This window comes from Brucella pituitosa (assembly GCF_003049685.1).
GTDB classification, from domain to species: domain Bacteria; phylum Pseudomonadota; class Alphaproteobacteria; order Rhizobiales; family Rhizobiaceae; genus Brucella; species Brucella pituitosa.
On the sequence record NZ_PYSY02000001.1, the window covers coordinates 2,095,924 to 2,115,954 of the forward strand.

A 20,031-nucleotide genomic window follows, 5' to 3' on the forward strand; every position below is an offset into this window, starting at 1 on the left:
CGAATGAAAATTACTGAACAGTCGTTCGACCATGAGGAGAGCTGGGACGGAACAGCTGCATTAGACAAGTCCACGACAAATTGCACCTTCATGCACGGTCGCGCAAGTTTATGTTTAACGTTCGGTTAATATTTTTTGGGAGGTTTTAAATGAAGCTTGCAAAGAGCCGAATAGAGAAGTCGCGCACATACGCTGTGATTCCCCGGAAAAGCATAAAAAAAGAGCCGCAAAGGCGGCTCTCAGGAGTTTAACAGGGGAGGCGTCAAACAGAGTGGCTAAACCACTCGGTAAGAATCCAGCCGAACTGGATGTAAACCATTTAACGCTATTAAGATTAATGAAGAGTTAATATCGCGGGTGCGCTGTGGAAAATCACCGTTCGTATAGCGCATCCCAAACGAAAAAGCCGCCCGAAAGCGGCTTTTGAAACTGGCTTATTAACCGTGCTGTAAAGCAGGCTTTGGGTTTGAAGCAGCAGGAACCTTGGTTCCTTCGGCCGCTACAGACTTTGCCGCTGGCTTCTTGCCCCAACCGATAGTCGGCAGCCACTCAAGATAATAAGCCAGTGCGAATTGCATCACGACACCGGTTGCGATCAGCAATGTGTCATATGGCAGGCCACCCGGATTAACGAGCTTCATCACCTGTGCAACCATCGCCAGCAGCGTACCGGCAATGAAGACAGGCAGCGAATGCTTGCCTAGAATAGCGAGCGGATTATCCGGAGACGTCCGCGCAATGCTGTTCAGTGTCGGAACAACCGCGATCAGATAAGCCATCGCCAGCACATGCAGAAGACGCGGAGCCGAAAGGAAAGTCTTGTCGAAACCGGTCAGAACTGCCGGCATACCCATCGAAGCGTCGATACCCCAAAGCGGAATACGAACCCAAGCAAGCGAGAGTACCAGGTAACCGACAGCAACTGTAATCAGCGCAGGATGTGTCGGCAGCTTACCGCCGCGACGAACATGGATCGTACCAGCAATACCAATGGCAAACAGAAACTGCCACGACAAAGGATTAAGGAACCAGACACCTCCGGTCGGATAGTTGATAGGGGCCACACCATACAGACCCGACAGCAACCATACCGTACCAGACACAGCGACCATCAGCGAAAGGCTGATGCGTGCAAGCAGAAGCAGTAGCGGCGTCATAAGAAGCATGACGGCATACATCGAGAGAATGTTGTTGTAGCCGAGCTGATGTCCAAGCGTGACGAGGCCAAGCAGAGCTTCAACCGGCTGCTTGACCAGCGGCCCGATATTGATCTGGGTCAGAAGCTCACGATGCTTGAGGAAAATGGCAGCGGCAGCAAAAATACCAATCGTTGCAAGCGTCGTCATAATGTGGGCCGTATAAAGCACACACGCACGGCGCCACATTTTCAATGTCAGCACGAGACGATTGCCCGGCGCAAACTTGCCGCCATAGGCCAAGGCTACAGCCATGCCTGAAATCAGAACAAAAGCTTCGGCAGAATCGGAAAAGCCGAGATTCTTATGCGTGAAGTGCTCGAAAATCGTTCCGGGTACATGATTGATGAAAATCGTAAGCAGGGCCAAAGCACGAAACACGTCGATGCGTGTATCGCGAATCTTTGGCACTATTTTCGCCGTTTCATTCGTCATTTCGCCTGCCTGCCGTTTGTTTTTCGTCTGCAATAGCGCAGCACTCATTGCCGCCTATATAACTGGTAATTCCGGCAGAACCCGGTTGGTTCCAATCAACTTTCGTTCCAGTGGATAACATAATGCCAACACGAGGCTTTCATCGCCCCCGAACACTGGCCCGCAAATACCCCATAAATGCAAAGGGGCTGTTCAACGAACTCCTCTTACTTTATGCCCGAATTCCATCAACATTTTTCGCTAGGTTTGGTTTATGAACGCGCCAACTGCTACAAAAGATAACGAACGCTGCCGCCTTTTGCTGGTTGCACCACCGATCTCGAATGGTGATGCACTGGCAAAACTCCTATCTGCAGCGCTTTCGGGTGGCGATGTTGCGAGCGTGATTCTCGACGGCGGCGATCTGGATGAAGCGACGTTTCAGGCATCTGCCCAAAAGGCCGTTGCCGTTATTCAGGAAAAAGGCGCTGCTGCAATCATTCTCAACGATACACGTATCGCTGGCCGCGTCGGTGCCGATGGCATTCACATCGAAGGTAAGGCAGCCGAGCTTGCTGAAGCCATCGAAAAGCACACACCAAAATTCATCGTTGGAACAGGCAATCTTCGTGATCGTCACAGCGCTATGGAAATTGGTGAATTACAGCCCGATTACGTTTTCTTTGGCAAGATTGGCGCGGATAACAAGCCAGAAGCTCACCCGCGCAATCTGGCACTGGCCGGCTGGTGGGCCGAACTGGTTGAGATTCCAAGTGTTGCACAGGCCGGCAACACTGTAGAAAGCGTTATTGAAGCATCCCAGACCGGTGCTGATTTTGTGGCCCTTGGACGTGCAGTCTTTGAAGCAGAAGACCCTGCAAAGGCCGTAGCGGAAGCCAACCGGCTTCTTGATGAAAATGCCCCTCGCTTCGAAAACTAAATCCGCCAAGGTTTTGTACGCCCCATGAAGAGCAGAATTCTTCTCGCCACGGTTTTGATCTTTGTTGCGTCCGTTCCTGCTGCAATGGCTGCAGACGAACCGGCGGGCGCGCAAAAAAAACATGACGGTAAAAGCGACAAGCCTGCGGAAAAGCCAAAGATGCTGCCGCAGCCCGCGTCCACAAACACCTTGCCTCACATCGATCCCAGCAGGTTCGGCGACAAACCTGCCGATGAAGCTTTTGGCGCTTATCAGCGCGGGCTTTATTTGACGGCCTTTAATCTCGCCAAGCCACAGGCCGAAAAAGGCGACCCGGCATCGCAAACTCTTATCGCTGAAATCTACGCCCGGGGGCTGGGTGTGCCTGCCGATCAGAAGAAAGCTGCCGAATGGTATGCCAAGGCTGCAGAAAATGGCGTTAACGAAGCTCAGTTTCGCTACGCTGCCCTCTTGCTTCAGGGCCAATACATTCAGAAAGACACCGCCAAAGCTACTCAACTGATGCAAAAAGCTGCCGAAGGCGGCAATGCGATGGCACAGTTCAATTACGGCCAGCTTGTCATGATGAAGGCATCCGGCAAGGCAGGAATCGATCAGGCCTTCCCTTGGTTTGAAAAGGCGGCCGCAGCAAAACTGCCCGATGCAGAATATGCAATCAGCCAAGTTTACGCCAACGGCACTGACAAAATTTCAAAGGATGACAAGAAGGCGCGTGAATATCTGCTTCTTGCAGCGCGCAAGGGCTATGACACCGCACAATATGATCTGGGGCGTTGGCTGATCGAAGGCCGCGGTGGCGACCGCAATTACGAACAAGGCTTTGGCTGGATGCAGATTGCCGCCCAACGCGGTATGGTGTTGGCACAGGCATGGCTCGCCCGCCTTTATCGTGATGGCATCGGCACAGATGGTGATCTGGTAAAATCTGCCGCCTGGTATGTCATCGCACAGCGCGCCGGTTTCCATTCGCCCGATCTCAATGACATGATGGATGGTTTGTCGGACGAGCAACTCAAGGAAGCGATCCAGACCGCTAACAATCTTCGCGTCCGGTGATATCGGGCATCGTTCACGTTTAAAAATGCAAAAAAGCGCGTCACCATAAGGGACGCGCTTTTTCATTCTTTGCCTTTTGACCCATTCCCCAGGAGCTGACCTTACTGGCTTTCATAAGCCTTCTCGCCGGCCTCATAGACGTAGGTACTGTACCTCGCCCACTTGAGAGGACTAAACGGCCGCAGCAAATCAAATCTCCTGCGGTCTCACAGAAAGAACTTGTGTTCAGACGTAGGGCAGATTTTGGTATCAAGCCCCAAGAAATTGCGATGAAATCCAGAGCTGCGTGATCGAAAAGACCCGAAAAGTCACCACCTATTTGACGAATTTGACGCTGATTTCGGGATTCAAAATAAGCTGAATGCGTGCTCAGGCTTGCACAAAGCCTCGTTTTATGGTCTTGGAGACCCTATTATCGTGGTTCGAGTTAAAGATGGACGCAATCCCCGAAAAAAAGCGGGAGATTGCCTTTCTGTCGTGATGCGCCGGGCCGCAACAGTTTTCACATTTATTCCCGGATTAAGCTCATGAAGATCAATGGTAACGAAATCCGCCCCGGCAATGTCATCGAGCATGATGGCGGCCTGTGGGCTGCGGTCAAGACCAATGCCGTCAAGCCTGGCAAAGGCGGTGCCTATAATCAGGTTGAACTGAAGAACCTCATCACCGGCACCAAGCTCAATGAACGTTTTCGCGCTGCTGAAACTGTTGAGCGCGTCCGTCTGGAACAGAAGGACTTTTCGTTCCTTTACGAACAGGGCGAAGCGCTGATTTTCATGGACACCGAATCCTATGAGCAGCTCGAACTTCTGAAAGATTTCGTTGGCGACCGCGCAGCCTTCCTTCAGGACGGCATGATGGTCACCGTTGAACTCTACGAAGAAAAGCCAATCGGCATTCGTCTTCCGGAACAGGTGACACTTGCAATCGTCGAAGCCGATCCAGTTGTCAAAGGTCAGACTGCTGCTTCTTCATACAAGCCAGCTGTGCTTGAAAACGGTATCCGCATCCTCGTTCCGCCATTCATCGCTTCTGGCGAACGCGTGATCGTTGACACCAGCGAACTGACATACATCAGCCGCGCATAAACACGCTTATCAACATGCGGCGCTTGTTTCAGGCGCCGCATGTTTTGTCACAGCTAGAGCGCATCCCGAAAAGTGCGAAGCGGTTTTCGGACAAGATGCGCTCTAAACTGTGACTGTTCTTTCTCAGATTACTCAATTCCCCGATTGTTTTCAGGCGCCTCCGCGTCCGAAGCATCAAGATGTCTACTATAACTGTGTGATCCAGCTGGAAGCCACGTTTCGGGATCACGCCAAAAAGGATAAAAGAAATGGCCCGCTCAGCCCTTCTCAATGTCATGGTACAGGCCGCTATGAAGGCCGGCCGCAGCCTCGCGCGCGACTTCGGCGAAGTCCAGAATCTTCAGGTTTCCCTTAAAGGCCCCGGCGACTACGTCAGCCAGGCCGACCGCAAAGCGGAAAAGATCATCTACACGGAATTGAGTCGCGCCCGCCCGGATTTCGGCTTCCTGATGGAAGAATCGGGTGAGGTCGAATCCAAGGACGGTCAGCATCGCTGGCTGGTTGATCCACTCGACGGCACCACCAACTTCCTGCACGGTATTCCAGTTTTCGCAGTCTCTATCGCTCTCGAGCGTCAGGGTCAGATCGTTGCTGGCGTCATTTACAATCCAGCGATGGACGAACTCTACACTGCCGAGCGCGGCGGCGGCGTGTTCCTCAATGATCGTCGTCTGCGTGTTGCAGCCCGTTCCAAGCTGGTTGATTGCGTGATCGGCACCGGCATTCCGCATCTGGGACGCGGCCATCACGGCCATTACCTCGTCGAACTGCGCAATGTCATGGCCGAAACAGCTGGCATTCGCCGCATGGGCGCTGTTGCCCTTGATCTGGCCTATGTTGCTGCAGGCCGGCTTGACGGTTTCTGGGAAGATGGCATGCATCCGTGGGATCTCGGCGCAGGCATGCTGATGATCCGTGAAGCTGGCGGCTTTATCTCCGATAAGAACGGCGGTCAGGATATCTTCGGCACCAAGACCATTGTTGCTGGCAATGAAATTATACAAAAGGCATTGCTCAAGACGGTCAACAAACCAATCTAATGTGACCAGTCTTTCGAGATCTGTAATGCGCCCCGATGATACAACCGGGGCGCATTATTTTTTCGCGCCAGGCGATTCCGCTCCAACCAATTATGCAGTAGGCTCGCGGTCACAAAGCTATCCCTAAGGATATCCATGGAGCGAAACGCATGAGCGATTTGAGACTTTCACGGGAACGACTGGACGATGCGCGGGACTATGACCCCTACCGCCTGAGCAGCCCGAGAATTGTCATTCTCTCCATGGTGATCTTTCTCATCATCGTTGCATTTCTGGCAGCGGTGCTCATGCGGCAGATCCACACATTCTTCGTCACCAATCCCGGTCTCAATGGCCTGATTTTCGGTGTTCTGCTCATAGGCATCCTGCTGGCATTCGGGCAGGTGCTGCGATTGCTCCCAGAAATCCGCTGGGTCAATTCATTCCGCGATGGTGAACGCGACGGAGCCACGCGCCCACCCGTGTTGCTTGCTCCCATGCGTGCTTTGATCGGGCGCAGGCAATCCATGGCGCTCACAACCGCGTCTATGCGCTCCATCCTTGATTCGATTGCCACACGCCTTGATGAAAGCCGCGATATATCGCGCTATCTGATCGGCCTTCTGGTGTTCCTCGGCCTGCTTGGCACTTTCTGGGGGCTGCTTGAGACAGTCGGCTCCATCGGTAAGACCATTCAGTCGCTTGATCCAGGCTCCGGCAGCACAACCGATGTACTCGATTCGCTCAAAGCCGGTTTGCAAGCACCGCTTTCAGGTATGGGCACCGCGTTCTCATCCTCGCTCTTTGGCCTTTCCGGCTCGCTAATCCTGGGCTTTCTTGATCTGCAAGCAGGACGCGCGCAGAACCGCTTCTACACCGAACTTGAAAACTGGCTTTCGTCGGTCACGGATCTTAACTCCGATCTGACGCCGGAAGAGAATATCGGTGGTATGCGCAACCTCGCCGAACACGTGCAAAATCTGCAAGGCGGGGAAGCCTCCAGCCAGCGCACATCGGCAGCCCTCGCCAATCTGGCTGAAGGCATTCAGGGGCTCGTCAAAAGCATGCGCAGCGAACAGCAGATGATGCGCGACTGGGTCGAAAAGCAGGCGGAAGAACAAAAAGCCATCCGCGAGACGCTCGACCGTCTCAACAAAGCCATCGGCTCGAAAGCCGCAAATGAGCGTCCGACCGACAGCAAGCGACCGGAGTAATCATCATGGCTCTTGCTCGTAACCGCCGCCCACAGCGTCATGTCGATTACTGGCCCGGCTTTGTTGATGCGCTGACGACCCTGCTTCTGGCCATTATGTTCCTGCTGACGGTCTTCGTGCTGGGGCAGTTTCTGTTAAGCCGCGATGTCGACAGCAAGGACAGCGCCCTTGCACGTCTCAACAGCCAGATACAGGAACTGACGCAGCTACTGTCGCTCGAAAAAAGCAATTCGCAGGATATGCAGGACACGATTGCCAACCTGCAAGCTTCGCTTTCAGGCGCTGAAAGCGAGCGTTCGCGCCTGCAGGCTTTGCTCAATGAAGGAACCGGCGCAGGTGCAGCTGCAGAAAAGCGCGCAGGCGAACTCAGCCAGAGCCTTGATTCGGAAAAGCAGGTCAGCGCGCAGGCGCTTTCGCAGGTGGAACTGCTCAATCAGCAGATTTCCGCTCTTCGGCGCCAGATTGCAGCACTTGAAGATGCGCTCAACGCTTCCGAATCGCGTGACCGCGAATCGAATGCCAAGATTGCCGACCTTGGCCGCCGCCTCAATGTGGCGCTGGCGCAGCGCGTGCAGGAACTTAACCGCTATCGCTCTGATTTCTTCGGCCGCCTGCGTGCGATCCTGTCGGACAAGGAAAACATCCGCATTGTCGGCGACCGTTTCGTGTTCCAGTCAGAGGTGCTTTTCCCGACTGGTTCGTCTGACCTCAACCCTGCGGGGCAGGACGAAATGAAAAAGCTCGCTGATGCGGTTATCACGCTCAATCAGGAAATCCCGGACGACATCAACTGGGTTCTGCGTGTTGATGGGCATACCGATAACGTACCGCTCACAGGCATGGGTCGCTTCCGTGACAACTGGGAACTTTCTTCGGCTCGTGCGACGGCTGTGGTGAAATATCTGATCGCTAACGGCGTTCCAGCCAACAGGCTTGTCGCAGCCGGCTTTGGCGAATATCAGCCACTCGATAGTTCAGACGCGCCCGATGCCCGCGCCAGAAACCGCCGTATCGAGCTGAAACTCACTGAGAGATAAAAGAGCGCATCCCGAAAAGTGTGAAGCGGTTTTCGGATAAGATGAGCGCAAAATAAGTAAGGGGGCTCAATGGCCCCCTTTTCATTTGCCGAAAACGCCTGCGCCGGCCTCAAACTGCAGCTTGGCGAGGCGCGCATAAATGCCGCCCTGTGCAACAAGAGTCTGATGCGTGCCTTCTTCCACGATCTGGCCCTTATCGAGCACCAGAATACGGTCGGCTTTAAGCACGGTCGCCAGACGGTGAGCCACGACAAGCGTCGTGCGATTATCCATCAGACTATCAAGCGCCTTTTGCACCAGCATTTCACTTTCTGCATCCAGCGCAGACGTCGCTTCATCAAGCAGCAAGATTGGCGCAGCTCGCAAGATAGCGCGCGCTATGGCAATGCGCTGACGCTGACCACCGGAAAGCGTGACACCGCGCTCACCAACCTCTGTGTCATAGCCCTTGTCCAGCGCCAGAATGAAATCATGCGCCAAAGCGGCTTTCGCGGCCGCTTCAATGTCGGCGTCGCTCGCACCCGGCCTGCCAAAACCAATATTCTCACGAATGCTGGTTGCAAAGATTGCTACATCCTGTGGCACCACAGCAATACGCGCACGCACAGCGACAGGATCCGCTTCAGGCAGCACCACACCGTCCATCAGCACAGAACCTGCCTGTGGATCGTAATAGCGCATCACCAGCGAGAAGATCGTGCTTTTACCTGCACCTGATGGCCCAACGATCGCAACCGTCTCACCGGGCTTTACAGTAAAGCTCACGCCATTGAGTGAAGGAGCATCAGGACGTGTCGGATAAGAGAAATGCACCTTATCGAAGCTTAATTCCCCGCGCGGCGGTTCTGGCAATGCGACTGGCTTCAAAGGCGCTGCAATATCGGGATTCTCATCGAGAATCTCTGCAAGACGCTCTGTGGCTCCAGCCGCCTGCGCGAGTTCACCGCCCACTTCCGAAAGTGCACCGAATGCGCTGGCCGCAAAAACAGCATAGAGAACGAACTGACCCAATGTACCCGCCGTCATAGTGCCGGACAGCACATCACGCGAACCGAACCAAAGGACGGCGACAACACTGGAAAAAATCAGGAAAATAGCAAACCCGGTCAGGATTGCGCGTGCCTTGATCGAGGAGCGTGCGGCCTGATAGGCCTTTTCGACAGCGCCCGCAAAGCGGCCCACCACCATATTTTCATTGGTGAAGGCCTGCAAAGTGCGCATGGCACCAATTTGTTCGCTCGCATAGGCATTGGCATGGGCAAGCATATCCTGCGTCATGCGTGAGCGACGGCGCACAGAGCGACCAAAAGCAATCAGCGGGATAACGATCAGCGGAATGGCTCCGATCACCAGCGCAGAGAGCTTCGGGCTTGTGATCACCATCATGATGAGCGCGCCGATGCCGAGAATAAGGTTCCGCAGTGCAACAGAAGCGGTCGCGCCAACAACTGACTTGATCTGCGTGGTATCGACCGACAGGCGCGATACGATTTCGCCCGATTGCGAGCGATCAAAGAATTCCGGCGAAAGACTGGTGACGTGCGAGAACACCGCATTGCGCAAGTCAGCCACCACGCGTTCGCCGAGCGAGATAACAAAGAAATAGCGAAGCCCCGAGGCAACGGCCAAAATGAGCGCCAGTGCCACAAGCATGCCGAAATAATTATTGACGAAGATCGCATTAGCGCCCGTGAAACCGTGATCGATCATCCGGCGCACAGCGACTGGTACAGCAAGCGTCGTCACGGCAGCCAGAACCAGCGAGAAAAGAGCGCCCACCACCAGAATCTTATAGCGCGAGAGGAAGGGAACCATACGCTTCAGAGGCTTCAGCGAGCGGCGTTTACGGCCTTCCTGTGCATCGAAATCGGGATTCATGCGAATTTGACTGTCTCTGCTGGCCATTCTTGAGATTGCGCCCTTGTTATTGCTGTGCGCCTGATGTATAGGCTCGCCAACCCTTTTGGAAGCCGTTGCCTGCAAGTAACGGGTCTTCATATCTGCCATTGGGCGAAAGTGCCGCAGTTTTAAACATTAGAGCTGGGCTTTTCTTCCCAGACTTTCAGGATTGAGAAGATGAAAGCTGATATCCATCCCGACTACCACACCATCAAGGTCGTGATGACCGATGGCACCGAATACTCGACCCGCTCGACCTGGGGCAAAGAAGGCGATACGATGAACCTCGATATCGACCCGACCACGCACCCAGCCTGGACCGGTGGTTCGCAGACCCTGCTTGATCGCGGCGGCCGCGTAACCAAGTTCAAGAACCGTTTCGGCAATCTCGGTATCTAATACCGTCATTGATGAACTTACGAAAAACCTCGCTCTAGCGAGGTTTTTTGTTGTCCGAATTTCAAGAAACGCGCCCAATAAAAAACTCCCGGACAAGCCGGGAGTTTTCATCTCGTGTGCTGTAGCTTAAAATCAGGCGCTCAGCTTTTCCATAACTTCATCGCTGACTTCAAAGTTGCTGTAGACATTCTGAACGTCATCATCATCTTCGAGAACATTGAGAAGCTTGAGGACGGAACGTGCCTTTTCCTCATCGAGTTCAGTATTGGTCTGTGGCTTCCAGATCGTCTTGATCGATTCGGCTTCACCCAATGAGGCTTCGAGGGCCTTGGACACTTCACCGATGTCTTCAAAGGCGCAGAGGATCACATGCTCTTCTTCGCCGGACTGAACGTCATCGGCACCCGCTTCAATAGCCGCTTCCATGACCTTGTCGGCATCGCCAACAGCAATCTTGTAAACGATCTCGCCAACGCGATCGAACATGAAAGCTGCAGAGCCGGTTTCGCCCAGCGCGCCACCCGACTTGGTGAAAGCAGCACGAACATTGGATGCGGTGCGATTACGGTTGTCAGTCAGCGCTTCAACGATGACCATAACGCCGCCCGGGCCGCGGCCCTCGTAGCGCACTTCATCATAGTTTTCACCGTCATTGCCGGCGGCCTTCTTGATGGCGCGCTCGATATTGTCTTTCGGCATCGACTGCGCCTTGGCGTTCTGAATTGCCAGACGCAGGCGCGGGTTCATCAATGGGTCAGGCAGACCCTGCTTGGCCGCGACAGTAATTTCGCGTCCGAGCTTGGAAAACATTTTCGACCGCACGGCATCCTGGCGCCCTTTGCGATGCATGATATTCTTAAACTGTGAATGGCCAGCCATGGCACCCCTGTTCTGTTCTAATGAAGCGCACGGAGAAAGCGTCACATGAGAATAGGGCAGGCCACAGCTCGGGCCACCGTGCTTTCCGTGCAGAATGCGCGCGTTATAAGGAATTGAGCCTCATTCGTCCAGCAAAAGCGCTAATTTGCTGTTTCCTATGTCGATAATGCACTTAAGCCTCGACGTGATGTTGCAAACAAATTATCTATAAAATCATGAATCAGCGCTCCAGTGATACTCCCGGCGAAACCATAGCCGTCCGCATCAGCCGCATCCTCGCGGACCGTATCATTGCGGGCGAGATCGAGCCGGGCAGCAAACTGCGGCAGGATCATATTGCCGAAGAATTTGAGACCAGCCATGTGCCTGTGCGCGAGGCTTTTCGGCGGCTTGAGGCGCAAGGACTTGCCGTTTCGGAACCGCGCCGGGGTGTGCGTGTTGCGTCATTTGATATCAGCGAACTCCATGAAGTAGCCGAAATGCGGGCAGCACTGGAAGTCCTGGCACTGCGTCACGCGGCCCCTCATATCACCCGCGCCACACTCGATGCTGCAGAACAGGCAACCCTTGAGGGCGATAAATCGCGCGATGTGAAAAGCTGGGAAGATGCCAATCGTCGATTTCACCGATTGATTCTCGAACCTTGCAAAATGCCCCGCCTGCTCGCCGCCATAGATGATCTTCACGCGGCCAGTGCGCGTTTTCTGTTTGCCACCTGGCGCTCGGAATGGGAAACCCGGACAGATCACGATCATCGCGCGATTCTAACAGCACTCCGGCAAAACGATGTCGACGTTGCAGCCACGATTCTTGCCCGTCATGTGCAGTGGATTGGCCATCGTCCGGTCAAGACTGCTTCCGGCAAAACACGCGATTCCTTTGCTATCGTCGGCTGACCAATTCAAAAACACGTCAATTGTTCCTTGTATTCCCGATGCTTAAGCCTCGGGAATGGCGATTTATATATTTTATGAATTTCGCACTTGCCAAACCCACCATTTCGCAGGAGTTTAAATAGATCGAATCTAGTTTTTATCTATAATTTGAGGACGCTATGATAAACATCACGCAATCCCGCGCAACGTTCAGCCCACTCAATCTGGAATCCCGTTCACCGGCAATGCGTCTCGCAGCTGTTGCATTCGGCACATTGGTTCTGGCGATTTCATCACAGGTCGCGGTGCCGATGATTCCGGTTCCGATCACGCTGCAAACGCTGATCGTTCCACTGATTGGTGCGCTATATGGCTGGCGTCTTGGCCTCATTACCGTTCTGGCATGGCTCGGCGAAGCCATGATCGGCTTGCCTGTCCTGGCTGGTGGAGCAGGCGGTGTTCAGCATTTTGCTGGCCCGACGGCGGGCTATCTCGTCTCGTTTCCGATCATCGCAGCCATGACAGGCTATCTGGCAGAACGTGGCTGGAACGGCAAACGCGTTGGTCTTGCTTTCGTATCGTTTCTCGCTGCAAACCTTCTCTGCCTCGCACTGGGTGCAGCGTGGCTTGCAGGCGCTATCGGCATTGAAAAGGCTGTTGCGTTTGGCGTAACGCCATTCCTCATCGGCGCGCTCATTAAGTCGGCGCTCGGTGCTGCAATTCTCAAAGCATCGGCGAAGGCCTGATACGAAACGATGACTGTGCGCCTGCGCGGCCACCATCTTCTTTGCATGCTGACCTATATAGGCAAAGGCTACAGTCCGGCTTTCGTGGAAAATTATGACACGATTGCCGGGCGGATCATGCATGGAGAAGATATCGAGCTCATCACTGGGCCTGACGATATTTGCCAACCTCTGCTTTGCGAAGGTGATTGTCACTGCTTCAACAGAAGCGTCGTCTTTCGTGACAAGCTGGCGCTTGAGGCAGTGTCCGATCTGTTGGGCACAAAGCTCTCTGCAGGTACATTGTTTGACCTCAACACAGAGAAGCTCGCTCAGATGCGCGCAGCCTTTGCCGAAGGCAGCCTCCGCAAAGCCTGCCGCTCCTGCGAATGGTCTGATCTTTGCACGCGCATTTCTGTCACCGACAACTATGCGAATGTCAAAATTGCCATAAGATAAAGCAAAGCCGCCCTTTTCATCAAAGGGCGGCTTTTCATTTCAGACAACTATCCCTGTTTTCGCTTACGCCGGGCGAGCATATTGAGAGCTTCGACCAGCGCCGAGAAGCCCATAGCCGCATAGATATAGCCCTTTGGCACATGGAAGCCGAAGCCATCGGCGATCAGCGTCATACCGATCATCAACAGGAAGCCGAGCGCCAGCATCACAATGGTCGGATTGTTGGCAATGAACCGCGACAGCGGGTCAGCAGCAAGCAGCATGACGGTAACAGCGGCAAGCACTGCAATCACCATGATTGCAATCTCGTCGGTCATACCGACGGCGGTAATGATCGAATCGACTGAGAACACCAGATCGAGGATCAATATCTGCACGATGGCAGCTCCCATCGTCAGCTGAACGACTTTGCCGCCGATGTTCTCCTTGCCGTCTTCCGGATCGACAGTATGGTGGATTTCCTTGGTCGCTTTCCACACGAGGAAAAGACCACCGGCGATCAGAATAATATCGCGCCAGGAGAAACCATGATCGAAAGCGTGGAAGACTGGTTCTTTAAGCTGCACGATGATCGAGATCGTAAACAGCAATGCCAGACGCAAAATGAGCGCTGCACCAATGCCAATGCGCCGTGCTTTGGATTGCAGCTCGGCAGGAAGCTTATTGGTCAGAATCGATATGAAAATAAGATTGTCGATGCCAAGGACGACTTCCATCGTCACCAGCGTGATCAGTGCGGCCCATCCGCCTGGGCTTGAAAGAAATGCCAGATGCTCGGCAAAAAATTCCATTGAGTCGTGTCCCCTTACGAAAGCTCATCGCCAGGAAATAGGAACTCCGCAAAAACGTTCAACCGGCGGCGATCACCTATCTGCAATCAGCAGCCCGATTGACGATAACTTCGTAAATCAGCAAAAAATGAAGCGTTACAGCGGTTCCCGCTTTTGGCTCAAATGCTTTATTTCCAGAACGATGGAATGGTCTCTTCAAGCCTTGCGCCGATACGCAGAGGGGCCGCTTTTTCTGCAAGTCCTGTACGATCCGATATCTCTATCCCGACACCGCAAATCGTGGCCGGCCCGCTGGCCGCTTCAAAACGACCTTTGGGCACCTTCGACAGAAAGCGGTTGAGCGGCTCTTCCTTGTCCATACCAAGCGATGAGTCATAATCGCCGCACATGCCTGCATCAGACATATAGGCCGTACCGTTGCGCAGGATCTGGCAATCCGCGGTCGGTACATGGGTATGCGTTCCAACAACAGCGCTGGCACGGCCATCGACAAAATGGCCGAAGCATTGCTTTTCGCTGGTTGCTTCCGCATGAAAATCGAAAAATACCGCATCCGCCTGTTCACCGAGCGGGCAGGCTTCAAGAATCTTCTCGGCAGCGATGAAAGGATCATCGAGGTCCGGATGCATGAACACACGGCCCATCACGTTGGAAACCAGCACGCGCGCTCCGTTCTTGGCGATGTAAAGCCCCTCGCCCTTACCAGCCGTTCCTTTCGGAAAATTGGCCGGACGCAGAAAACGGTCTTCACGCTTGGAGAAGTCCAGCGCCTCACGCTGATCCCATACATGATTTCCCGTCGTCACCACATCCGCGCCCGCGCGGATCGTGTCGTGGAAAATCTCTTCGGTAATGCCGAAGCCGCCAGCGGCGTTTTCACCGTTGACGATCACAAAATCCAGCTTGAGATCAGAAATCAGCCCCGGCAGCTTTTCATAGACCGCCGTGCGCCCCGACCGGCCCACCATGTCACCAAGAAAAAGTAATCTCATAAATGCGTCTTTATCAGCCCTGATTGAATGAGCGCAAGCCGGTCTCGGTCAGTATATGGTGAAGAGCAATGTCGTGCGGCTCATTGGGCACACGCGGCACCTCCTGACAGTCAAACGCCATTCCGACCAACAGCGGCTCCAGACCACGCTCGGCAAAGCGCGCCAGCGCCCGGTCATAATGTCCGGCGCCATACCCCAGCCGATGACCGCGGCTGTCAAAACCGGCCAACGGCATAAGCATGATCGCAGGATCGACCAGCGGAGCGTTTTTGTCTGGCCCCATAGTCCCAAACCCGGTTTGAACCAGTTCAGCATCGGGTAGAAACTCACGGAAAGCGATGGTCTCTTTATCGAGCACGACAGGCAGGCAGAGCCTTACACCCTTTTCACGCATGAAAGACAACAACGGACGTGGATCGATCTCGGAACGGATAGGCCAATAACCTGCGATCATCATGCCTTTGAGAGCTACGATGGCCGTTTCGGCCCTTTTCGCAGCCGACAAGGAAGCCTCGTAGCGAAACCGGGGGTCAAGTGAGTCGCGGCGCGACAGCACCATACGCCTCAGCACTTGCTTGTTGTCACCCTGCTGCTGTCCGTCATCGTTCATTACAGCGCCCTCCAGTTACTTTGCTAGTGGAACCGGAATGACGGCATCCGTCAAGAAGCAGCTGCAATCCGCTCTGAACGATCCCGTATGACCTTCAGCACAACACCATGAAAATCATTCAGGAAAACCTTGCCCCACAGGTCACAATAGAAATTGATCGGCGTCGCAATCTGATAGCGGGTGGTGAGTGTGAGACGCGTGTGACCGTTGGGCAGAGGCTCAAGGCGATAGTCGCCATTGGCAAGCTTGAGATAGTCGCTGTTCACATCAATATGGGCCTCGACAGCCGCCGGGATCGAATCAGGTAAAAAACGAAAATCCCACGCCAGAAGCCTGTTCTCTTCCCAGCGCGTCACGATTTCCTGAAACTTGACGCCCCGCGTCCATTCCAGCTGACGTACGGCACCGATTCCCTTGCCCTCAAGGCGCGCATCCACAGGCTGCGGAACGCCAACAATGCCATGGCTGAATGTCCATGACAGCTCGTCCTGACGAACATCGCGGATCTCGACAGTCTGCCGCCACACCACTTCCGGCGGCGCTGCAATATCGATGATCGTCGTCACAGCCCCATCATGCGGCTCATATTTCAGCAATGGTTCAAGCGGGTAAAACAGCAACGGCAGCGCGACCACAAGCATCGTGGAGCGCGGTGTGCGGAAACGACGAATAAGCGAAAGCGTCACCCAGGAACCCAGTGCAGAGAAAACGCAGAAGAATGGCGAGGCCATCACCACGCAGATGCCACCTTCTCTGAACCCAACCATGCTGACAACAACCAGGCCGCCGATAATCATCCAGCCCATTCTTACATGGCGCCACAGGCCTTTTTCTGCACGTGGATCACTGAGGCTAGAAGCAAGGCTCGATATCGCCATCGGCAAAAGCATAAGCCCGCCGATGAACGGCATCCATTCCCGCGCCGTGTTCACCCAGATCAGGATATAGAGCATCAGCCCGTAAGCCACTGCCACTGGAACAGCAACGCGCAAACGTTCAAAAAAACCGGGTGAATTGGGAGGAGAAGAATTCATCGAAAAACGCACATATCTTTGAAGGATAACGCGTTTTAGAGCATTCGTGCCAAAAGCGCGAGGCAACTTTGGGCCGAACAACGCATAAGTTAGGAAAAATGCATAAGTAAAAGGAAAGTGGCGACCACGACGACCGATGGTTGTGATTGATCCCGGGAACCTACAACGTAGGTGGGCGCCATATGCGAAAGCCCACAGGCCTTCACAGGGACAGCTCCCTTAGAGATCAATAAGGCCCCGGGGATGCTGTAACACCTGTCGGGAAGCGCAGTACGCCGACAACCTATATAGGCCCTGTCAGAGGTGAGCGCCAGTAGCTTCCTTGTTATGAGCTATTATATTTTCTTTACGAAGAGCTTGGGCGCGGCGCAATGCGCGAGGCAACCTGTTCCAGACGAGCGGCCACATCCGAAAGCATGCCAGTAATCGCCGCATCGTTCTTGTCAGCACTGGTCAGCGCCTCATCGCGGGATCGACGCAAGGTTTCAATCTCGGTTTCAAGGCCTTTGATGCGCTTTTGCGTTTCAGCAAGCTCATCCATCACCATGATGCCAGCCATCACCGTCAAACGCAGATCGCCGATTTCTCCGAAAGACGACTTGAGATGGGTAACATACTGGTCGAAACGATCAGCCAGACCGGAGAGATGCTCCTCCTGCCCTTCGTCACAGGCCATGCGATAAGCTTTGCCGTCGATTGTAACGGTAACAGTCGCCATGCTTATTCCCCTATCGATCCAGAACGGCGCGTATGGTCTCCATAGCCGTCACAAGACGACGTGAGACTTCGCGATTTGCGGCTTCCAGCCGTTCCGCGCGCGCCTCAGACTGATCGAGTTCCTGAGCAAGACGGCTGCGGTCAGCGTTCATGCGCTGCACCTCTTCCTCGGCTTCGGCGAAATCGCCTTCCTTGTCCAGCCGCAGGTCCACCGCTTGTTCAAGCGTATTGAGTGCCTTTTCCAGCCGTTCAAGGACCTGCCTGAGGGTCGTTTCGGGTGCCATCCATATCCTTTCCAATGCCAGATCACAGACATCGAATCGCGCCTGCCGGACGGGCATCTTTGAAAAGACTGTAATAATCGACCGCCCGATAAGCAACAAATGACGAGCCAGACTGGCCGTTCATGCACCGTTATCCGCTCAAAAAAGGCTTTTCAGTGATGAATAGCCCATAAATTGCCCGCTTCCCCCAGGCAATCGCAGACTGTTTATCGTTCAAAAGTCATCGTTTTGTTGACTCCTCGGTAACAGGTGCTATGTGTCCCAAAGCCTTCTGTCGCACGAGCATCTACAGAATTTAATCGGTTTAAATTGATTAAATCGTTTAGTATAAGGAGCTCGTGCTTCAGTCCCGAGGCATCGCCGCAACCCCGTTAAAACCACTCTGGAAAGACGGCTGAGACCATGACGAATTCCGACAAGCAAAACCAGCTGGCCAATGCCATCCGCTTTCTCTCGATCGATGCGGTCGAGAAAGCTAATTCAGGCCATCCCGGCCTGCCGATGGGCGCAGCCGACATCGCGACAACGCTCTATACGCGCTTCCTGTCGCACGACCCGCAGAACCCACATTGGCCAGATCGCGACCGTTTCGTGCTGTCAGCAGGTCACGGCTCAATGCTTCTTTATTCGCTGCTCTTCCTCTCGGGCTACGAAGACATCACCATCGACGAAATCAAGAATTTCCGTCAGCTGGGCTCGCGCACCGCAGGCCACCCGGAATATGGTCATGCCGCAGGCATCGAGACCACAACCGGCCCACTTGGTCAGGGTATTGCCAATGCTGTCGGCATGGCACTGTCCGAGCGCATCCTGAACGCGCAGTTCGGCGATAGCCTTGTTGACCACTACACCTATGTGATCGCTGGTGACGGCTGCCTCATGGAAGGCATCAGCCAGGAAGCCATCGCGCTTGCCGGTCATCTGAAGCTTAACAAGCTCATCGTCTTCTGGGATGACAACAACATCACCATCGATGGTGCCGTTTCCCTTTCCGATAACACCGACCAGCCTGCACGTTTCGCCGCTTCCGGCTGGAATACGCTTGCTGTTGACGGCCATGATCAGGATGCGATTGCCAAGGCTATCGAACTGGCCAAGGTTTCGGAAAAGCCAACGCTCATCGCGTGCAAGACCACCATTGGCTTCGGTTCGCCAAACAAGGCTGGCACGAACAAGGTCCACGGTTCGCCACTCGGCGCAGAAGAAATCGCTGCGACCCGTAAGGCACTTGGCTGGTCGGCAGAACCATTTGTGGTTCCTGCTGAGGTTCTCGACGCATGGCGCGTTGCTGGACTGAACGCTGCCAAGAAGCGTCAGGAATGGGAAAAGCGTCTCGCAAATGTCGATGCTGAAACCCGTGCAGAATTCGAACGCCGCATGCGTGGCGATCTGCCTGCAAACTTCGACGACGCAATCAACGAATATAAGAAGAAGCTTTCCGCTGAAAAGCCGAAGGTTGCGACCCGTAAATCGTCGGAAATGGCCCTGGAAGTCATCAATGGCGTTGTTCCTGAAACCATCGGCGGCTCAGCCGACCTCACCGGTTCCAACAACACCAAGACCAGCCAGACCAAGGCTGTTACGCCAGAAAACTACGGTGGCCGTTACATCCACTACGGTATCCGCGAACACGGCATGGCTGCTGCGATGAACGGCATGACACTGCATGGCGGCGTCATTCCTTACTCCGGCACCTTCCTGACCTTCTCGGACTATTGCCGTCCGGCAATGCGTCTGTCGTCGCTGATGGGCATCCGCGTCGTCTATGTCATGACCCATGATTCCATTGGTCTTGGCGAGGATGGTCCTACCCACCAGCCGGTCGAACATCTGGCTGTTCTGCGCGCAATTCCAAACCACAACGTCTTCCGTCCGGCAGACGCAGTGGAAGCAGCAGAATGCTGGCAGCTTGCCCTCAAGTCGACAAAGACCCCTTCGACGCTGGCTCTGACCCGTCAGAACCTGCCAGTCGTGCGTACCGAACATCGCGAAGAAAACCTCTCCGCATTCGGCGCATACGAACTTGCAGCTGCAAGCAACGACGCCAAGGTCACGATCTTCGCAACCGGTTCGGAAGTGGAAATCGCACTCAAGGCTCGCGACCTTCTCGAAGGCAAGGGCATCGCAACCCGCGTTGTTTCCGTTCCTTGCTTTGAACTGTTCGAAGAGCAGAGCGATGCATATAAGAAGGCAACACTCGGCGATGCACCGGTCAAGATCGCTATCGAAGCAGCGCTCGGCCTCGGCTGGGAACGCTTCATCGGCGAAAACGGCATCTTCATCGGCATGAAGGGCTTCGGCGCTTCTGGCGAGATCAACGATCTCTACAAGCATTTCGGCATTACTGCTGAACATGCTGCTGAAGCTGCGGAAAAGAAACTCAACGCCGCCGCATAATTATCA

At 54.3% G+C, this 20,031-nt stretch carries 20 protein-coding genes and 1 other RNA gene; 11 read left to right on the forward strand and 10 right to left on the reverse strand.

Going from position 1 to position 20,031, the window contains the following annotated elements; genetic code table 11:
• Positions 1-437: 437 nt before the first annotated feature.
• A complete protein-coding gene (locus C9380_RS10350) occupies positions 438-1,631 on the reverse strand; it encodes an OpgC family protein (protein ID WP_100560075.1) in 1,194 nt (397 codons plus the stop codon).
• Between the two features lie 253 nt (positions 1,632-1,884).
• Here C9380_RS10350 and C9380_RS10355 point away from each other — a divergent pair, with 253 nt between their 5' ends.
• The 6 genes from C9380_RS10355 to C9380_RS10380 all read left to right on the forward strand — a co-directional run bounded on the left by C9380_RS10355 (position 1,885) and on the right by C9380_RS10380 (position 7,964).
• Entirely contained in the window at positions 1,885-2,550 is a 666-nt protein-coding gene (locus C9380_RS10355) for a thiamine phosphate synthase (protein ID WP_024895721.1), read from the forward strand.
• An 84-nt stretch (positions 2,551-2,634) separates the two neighbouring features.
• Positions 2,635-3,606 carry a tetratricopeptide repeat protein gene (locus tag C9380_RS10360; protein ID WP_374844480.1) on the forward strand — a complete coding sequence of 324 codons (972 nt, stop codon included), beginning with the start codon at positions 2,635-2,637 and terminating at the stop codon, positions 3,604-3,606.
• 527 nt (positions 3,607-4,133) lie between these two features.
• Entirely contained in the window at positions 4,134-4,694 is a 561-nt protein-coding gene (gene efp / locus C9380_RS10365) for an elongation factor P (RefSeq protein ID WP_024895723.1), read from the forward strand.
• 248 nt (positions 4,695-4,942) lie between these two features.
• On the forward strand, positions 4,943-5,734 hold the full coding sequence (locus C9380_RS10370) for an inositol monophosphatase family protein (protein ID WP_024895724.1): 792 nt from the start codon (positions 4,943-4,945) through the stop codon (positions 5,732-5,734).
• A gap of 149 nt (positions 5,735-5,883) precedes the next feature.
• On the forward strand, positions 5,884-6,927 hold the full coding sequence (locus C9380_RS10375; protein ID WP_111787194.1) for a MotA/TolQ/ExbB proton channel family protein: 1,044 nt from the start codon (positions 5,884-5,886) through the stop codon (positions 6,925-6,927).
• A 5-nt stretch (positions 6,928-6,932) separates the two neighbouring features.
• A complete protein-coding gene (locus C9380_RS10380) occupies positions 6,933-7,964 on the forward strand; it encodes a peptidoglycan -binding protein (RefSeq protein ID WP_100558598.1) in 1,032 nt (343 codons plus the stop codon).
• A gap of 81 nt (positions 7,965-8,045) precedes the next feature.
• On the opposite strand, the gene C9380_RS10385 is transcribed toward C9380_RS10380, so the two are convergent.
• Positions 8,046-9,971 (reverse strand): ABC transporter transmembrane domain-containing protein, encoded by a 1,926-nt coding sequence (locus tag C9380_RS10385; RefSeq protein WP_128093492.1) that lies wholly within the window; start codon positions 9,969-9,971, stop codon positions 8,046-8,048.
• Between the two features lie 69 nt (positions 9,972-10,040).
• On the opposite strand from C9380_RS10385, the gene rpmE reads away from it, so the two are divergent.
• On the forward strand, positions 10,041-10,262 hold the full coding sequence (gene rpmE / locus C9380_RS10390; protein WP_024895728.1) for a 50S ribosomal protein L31: 222 nt from the start codon (positions 10,041-10,043) through the stop codon (positions 10,260-10,262).
• 132 nt (positions 10,263-10,394) lie between these two features.
• Here the strand turns inward: rpmE and C9380_RS10395 are convergent, their stop codons facing one another.
• Positions 10,395-11,141, reverse strand: coding sequence for a YebC/PmpR family DNA-binding transcriptional regulator (locus C9380_RS10395; protein ID WP_024895729.1), 747 nt, complete (start codon positions 11,139-11,141; stop codon positions 10,395-10,397).
• A 215-nt stretch (positions 11,142-11,356) separates the two neighbouring features.
• Between C9380_RS10395 and C9380_RS10400 the strand changes: the two genes are divergently transcribed.
• The 3 genes from C9380_RS10400 (at position 11,357) to C9380_RS10410 (ending at position 13,200) form a co-directional block, all read left to right on the forward strand.
• Positions 11,357-12,037 (forward strand): GntR family transcriptional regulator, encoded by a 681-nt coding sequence (locus C9380_RS10400; protein WP_024895730.1) that lies wholly within the window; start codon positions 11,357-11,359, stop codon positions 12,035-12,037.
• Between the two features lie 158 nt (positions 12,038-12,195).
• The gene (locus C9380_RS10405) at positions 12,196-12,762 is read left to right on the forward strand and encodes a biotin transporter BioY (RefSeq protein ID WP_128093493.1); all 567 of its coding nucleotides are present in this window, start codon (positions 12,196-12,198) and stop codon (positions 12,760-12,762) included.
• 9 nt (positions 12,763-12,771) lie between these two features.
• Positions 12,772-13,200 carry a DUF1284 domain-containing protein gene (locus C9380_RS10410; RefSeq protein WP_128093494.1) on the forward strand — a complete coding sequence of 143 codons (429 nt, stop codon included), beginning with the start codon at positions 12,772-12,774 and terminating at the stop codon, positions 13,198-13,200.
• Between the two features lie 47 nt (positions 13,201-13,247).
• On the opposite strand, the gene C9380_RS10415 is transcribed toward C9380_RS10410, so the two are convergent.
• The 7 genes from C9380_RS10415 to C9380_RS10445 all read right to left on the reverse strand — a co-directional run bounded on the left by C9380_RS10415 (position 13,248) and on the right by C9380_RS10445 (position 17,628).
• Positions 13,248-13,991, reverse strand: coding sequence for a TerC family protein (locus C9380_RS10415; protein ID WP_024895733.1), 744 nt, complete (start codon positions 13,989-13,991; stop codon positions 13,248-13,250).
• Between the two features lie 167 nt (positions 13,992-14,158).
• On the reverse strand, positions 14,159-14,983 hold the full coding sequence (locus C9380_RS10420; RefSeq protein WP_024895734.1) for a TIGR00282 family metallophosphoesterase: 825 nt from the start codon (positions 14,981-14,983) through the stop codon (positions 14,159-14,161).
• Positions 14,984-14,996: 13 nt separating this feature from the next.
• Entirely contained in the window at positions 14,997-15,593 is a 597-nt protein-coding gene (locus C9380_RS10425; protein WP_128093495.1) for a 5-formyltetrahydrofolate cyclo-ligase, read from the reverse strand.
• A 50-nt stretch (positions 15,594-15,643) separates the two neighbouring features.
• Positions 15,644-16,627, reverse strand: a complete 984-nt coding sequence (locus C9380_RS10430; RefSeq protein WP_024895736.1) for an SRPBCC family protein — start codon at positions 16,625-16,627, stop codon at positions 15,644-15,646.
• A gap of 118 nt (positions 16,628-16,745) precedes the next feature.
• Positions 16,746-16,904: non-coding RNA, 6S RNA (gene ssrS / locus C9380_RS10435), on the reverse strand.
• 69 nt (positions 16,905-16,973) lie between these two features.
• Positions 16,974-17,345: a cell division protein ZapA gene (locus tag C9380_RS10440; protein WP_024895737.1), complete on the reverse strand. Its 372-nt coding sequence runs from the start codon at positions 17,343-17,345 to the stop codon at positions 16,974-16,976.
• 10 nt (positions 17,346-17,355) lie between these two features.
• Positions 17,356-17,628, reverse strand: a complete 273-nt coding sequence (locus C9380_RS10445) for a DUF4164 domain-containing protein (protein WP_010661399.1) — start codon at positions 17,626-17,628, stop codon at positions 17,356-17,358.
• A gap of 402 nt (positions 17,629-18,030) precedes the next feature.
• Here C9380_RS10445 and tkt point away from each other — a divergent pair, with 402 nt between their 5' ends.
• The gene (tkt, locus tag C9380_RS10450; RefSeq protein ID WP_100558593.1) at positions 18,031-20,025 is read left to right on the forward strand and encodes a transketolase; all 1,995 of its coding nucleotides are present in this window, start codon (positions 18,031-18,033) and stop codon (positions 20,023-20,025) included.
• Positions 20,026-20,031 lie beyond the last annotated feature (6 nt).

Bases quoted from the DNA above. Each gene is read 5' to 3' on its own strand.
- C9380_RS10375 (WP_111787194.1), top strand. From the start codon at position 5,884: ATGAGCGATTTGAGACTTTCACGGGAACGACTGGACGATGCGCGGGAC.
- C9380_RS10425 (WP_128093495.1), bottom strand. From the start codon at position 15,593: ATGAACGATGACGGACAGCAGCAGGGTGACAACAAGCAAGTGCTGAGG.
- C9380_RS10400 (WP_024895730.1), top strand. From the start codon at position 11,357: ATGAATCAGCGCTCCAGTGATACTCCCGGCGAAACCATAGCCGTCCGC.
- C9380_RS10385 (WP_128093492.1), bottom strand. From the start codon at position 9,971: ATGGCAGATATGAAGACCCGTTACTTGCAGGCAACGGCTTCCAAAAGG.
- efp (WP_024895723.1), top strand. From the start codon at position 4,134: ATGAAGATCAATGGTAACGAAATCCGCCCCGGCAATGTCATCGAGCAT.
- C9380_RS10420 (WP_024895734.1), bottom strand. From the start codon at position 14,983: ATGAGATTACTTTTTCTTGGTGACATGGTGGGCCGGTCGGGGCGCACG.
- C9380_RS10410 (WP_128093494.1), top strand. From the start codon at position 12,772: ATGACTGTGCGCCTGCGCGGCCACCATCTTCTTTGCATGCTGACCTAT.
- C9380_RS10445 (WP_010661399.1), bottom strand. From the start codon at position 17,628: ATGGCACCCGAAACGACCCTCAGGCAGGTCCTTGAACGGCTGGAAAAG.
- C9380_RS10350 (WP_100560075.1), bottom strand. From the start codon at position 1,631: ATGACGAATGAAACGGCGAAAATAGTGCCAAAGATTCGCGATACACGC.
- C9380_RS10405 (WP_128093493.1), top strand. From the start codon at position 12,196: ATGATAAACATCACGCAATCCCGCGCAACGTTCAGCCCACTCAATCTG.
- C9380_RS10380 (WP_100558598.1), top strand. From the start codon at position 6,933: ATGGCTCTTGCTCGTAACCGCCGCCCACAGCGTCATGTCGATTACTGG.
- C9380_RS10395 (WP_024895729.1), bottom strand. From the start codon at position 11,141: ATGGCTGGCCATTCACAGTTTAAGAATATCATGCATCGCAAAGGGCGC.
- C9380_RS10430 (WP_024895736.1), bottom strand. From the start codon at position 16,627: ATGAATTCTTCTCCTCCCAATTCACCCGGTTTTTTTGAACGTTTGCGC.
- rpmE (WP_024895728.1), top strand. From the start codon at position 10,041: ATGAAAGCTGATATCCATCCCGACTACCACACCATCAAGGTCGTGATG.
- C9380_RS10440 (WP_024895737.1), bottom strand. From the start codon at position 17,345: ATGGCGACTGTTACCGTTACAATCGACGGCAAAGCTTATCGCATGGCC.
- C9380_RS10415 (WP_024895733.1), bottom strand. From the start codon at position 13,991: ATGGAATTTTTTGCCGAGCATCTGGCATTTCTTTCAAGCCCAGGCGGA.
- C9380_RS10360 (WP_374844480.1), top strand. From the start codon at position 2,635: ATGGCTGCAGACGAACCGGCGGGCGCGCAAAAAAAACATGACGGTAAA.
- tkt (WP_100558593.1), top strand. From the start codon at position 18,031: ATGACGAATTCCGACAAGCAAAACCAGCTGGCCAATGCCATCCGCTTT.
- C9380_RS10370 (WP_024895724.1), top strand. From the start codon at position 4,943: ATGGCCCGCTCAGCCCTTCTCAATGTCATGGTACAGGCCGCTATGAAG.
- C9380_RS10355 (WP_024895721.1), top strand. From the start codon at position 1,885: ATGAACGCGCCAACTGCTACAAAAGATAACGAACGCTGCCGCCTTTTG.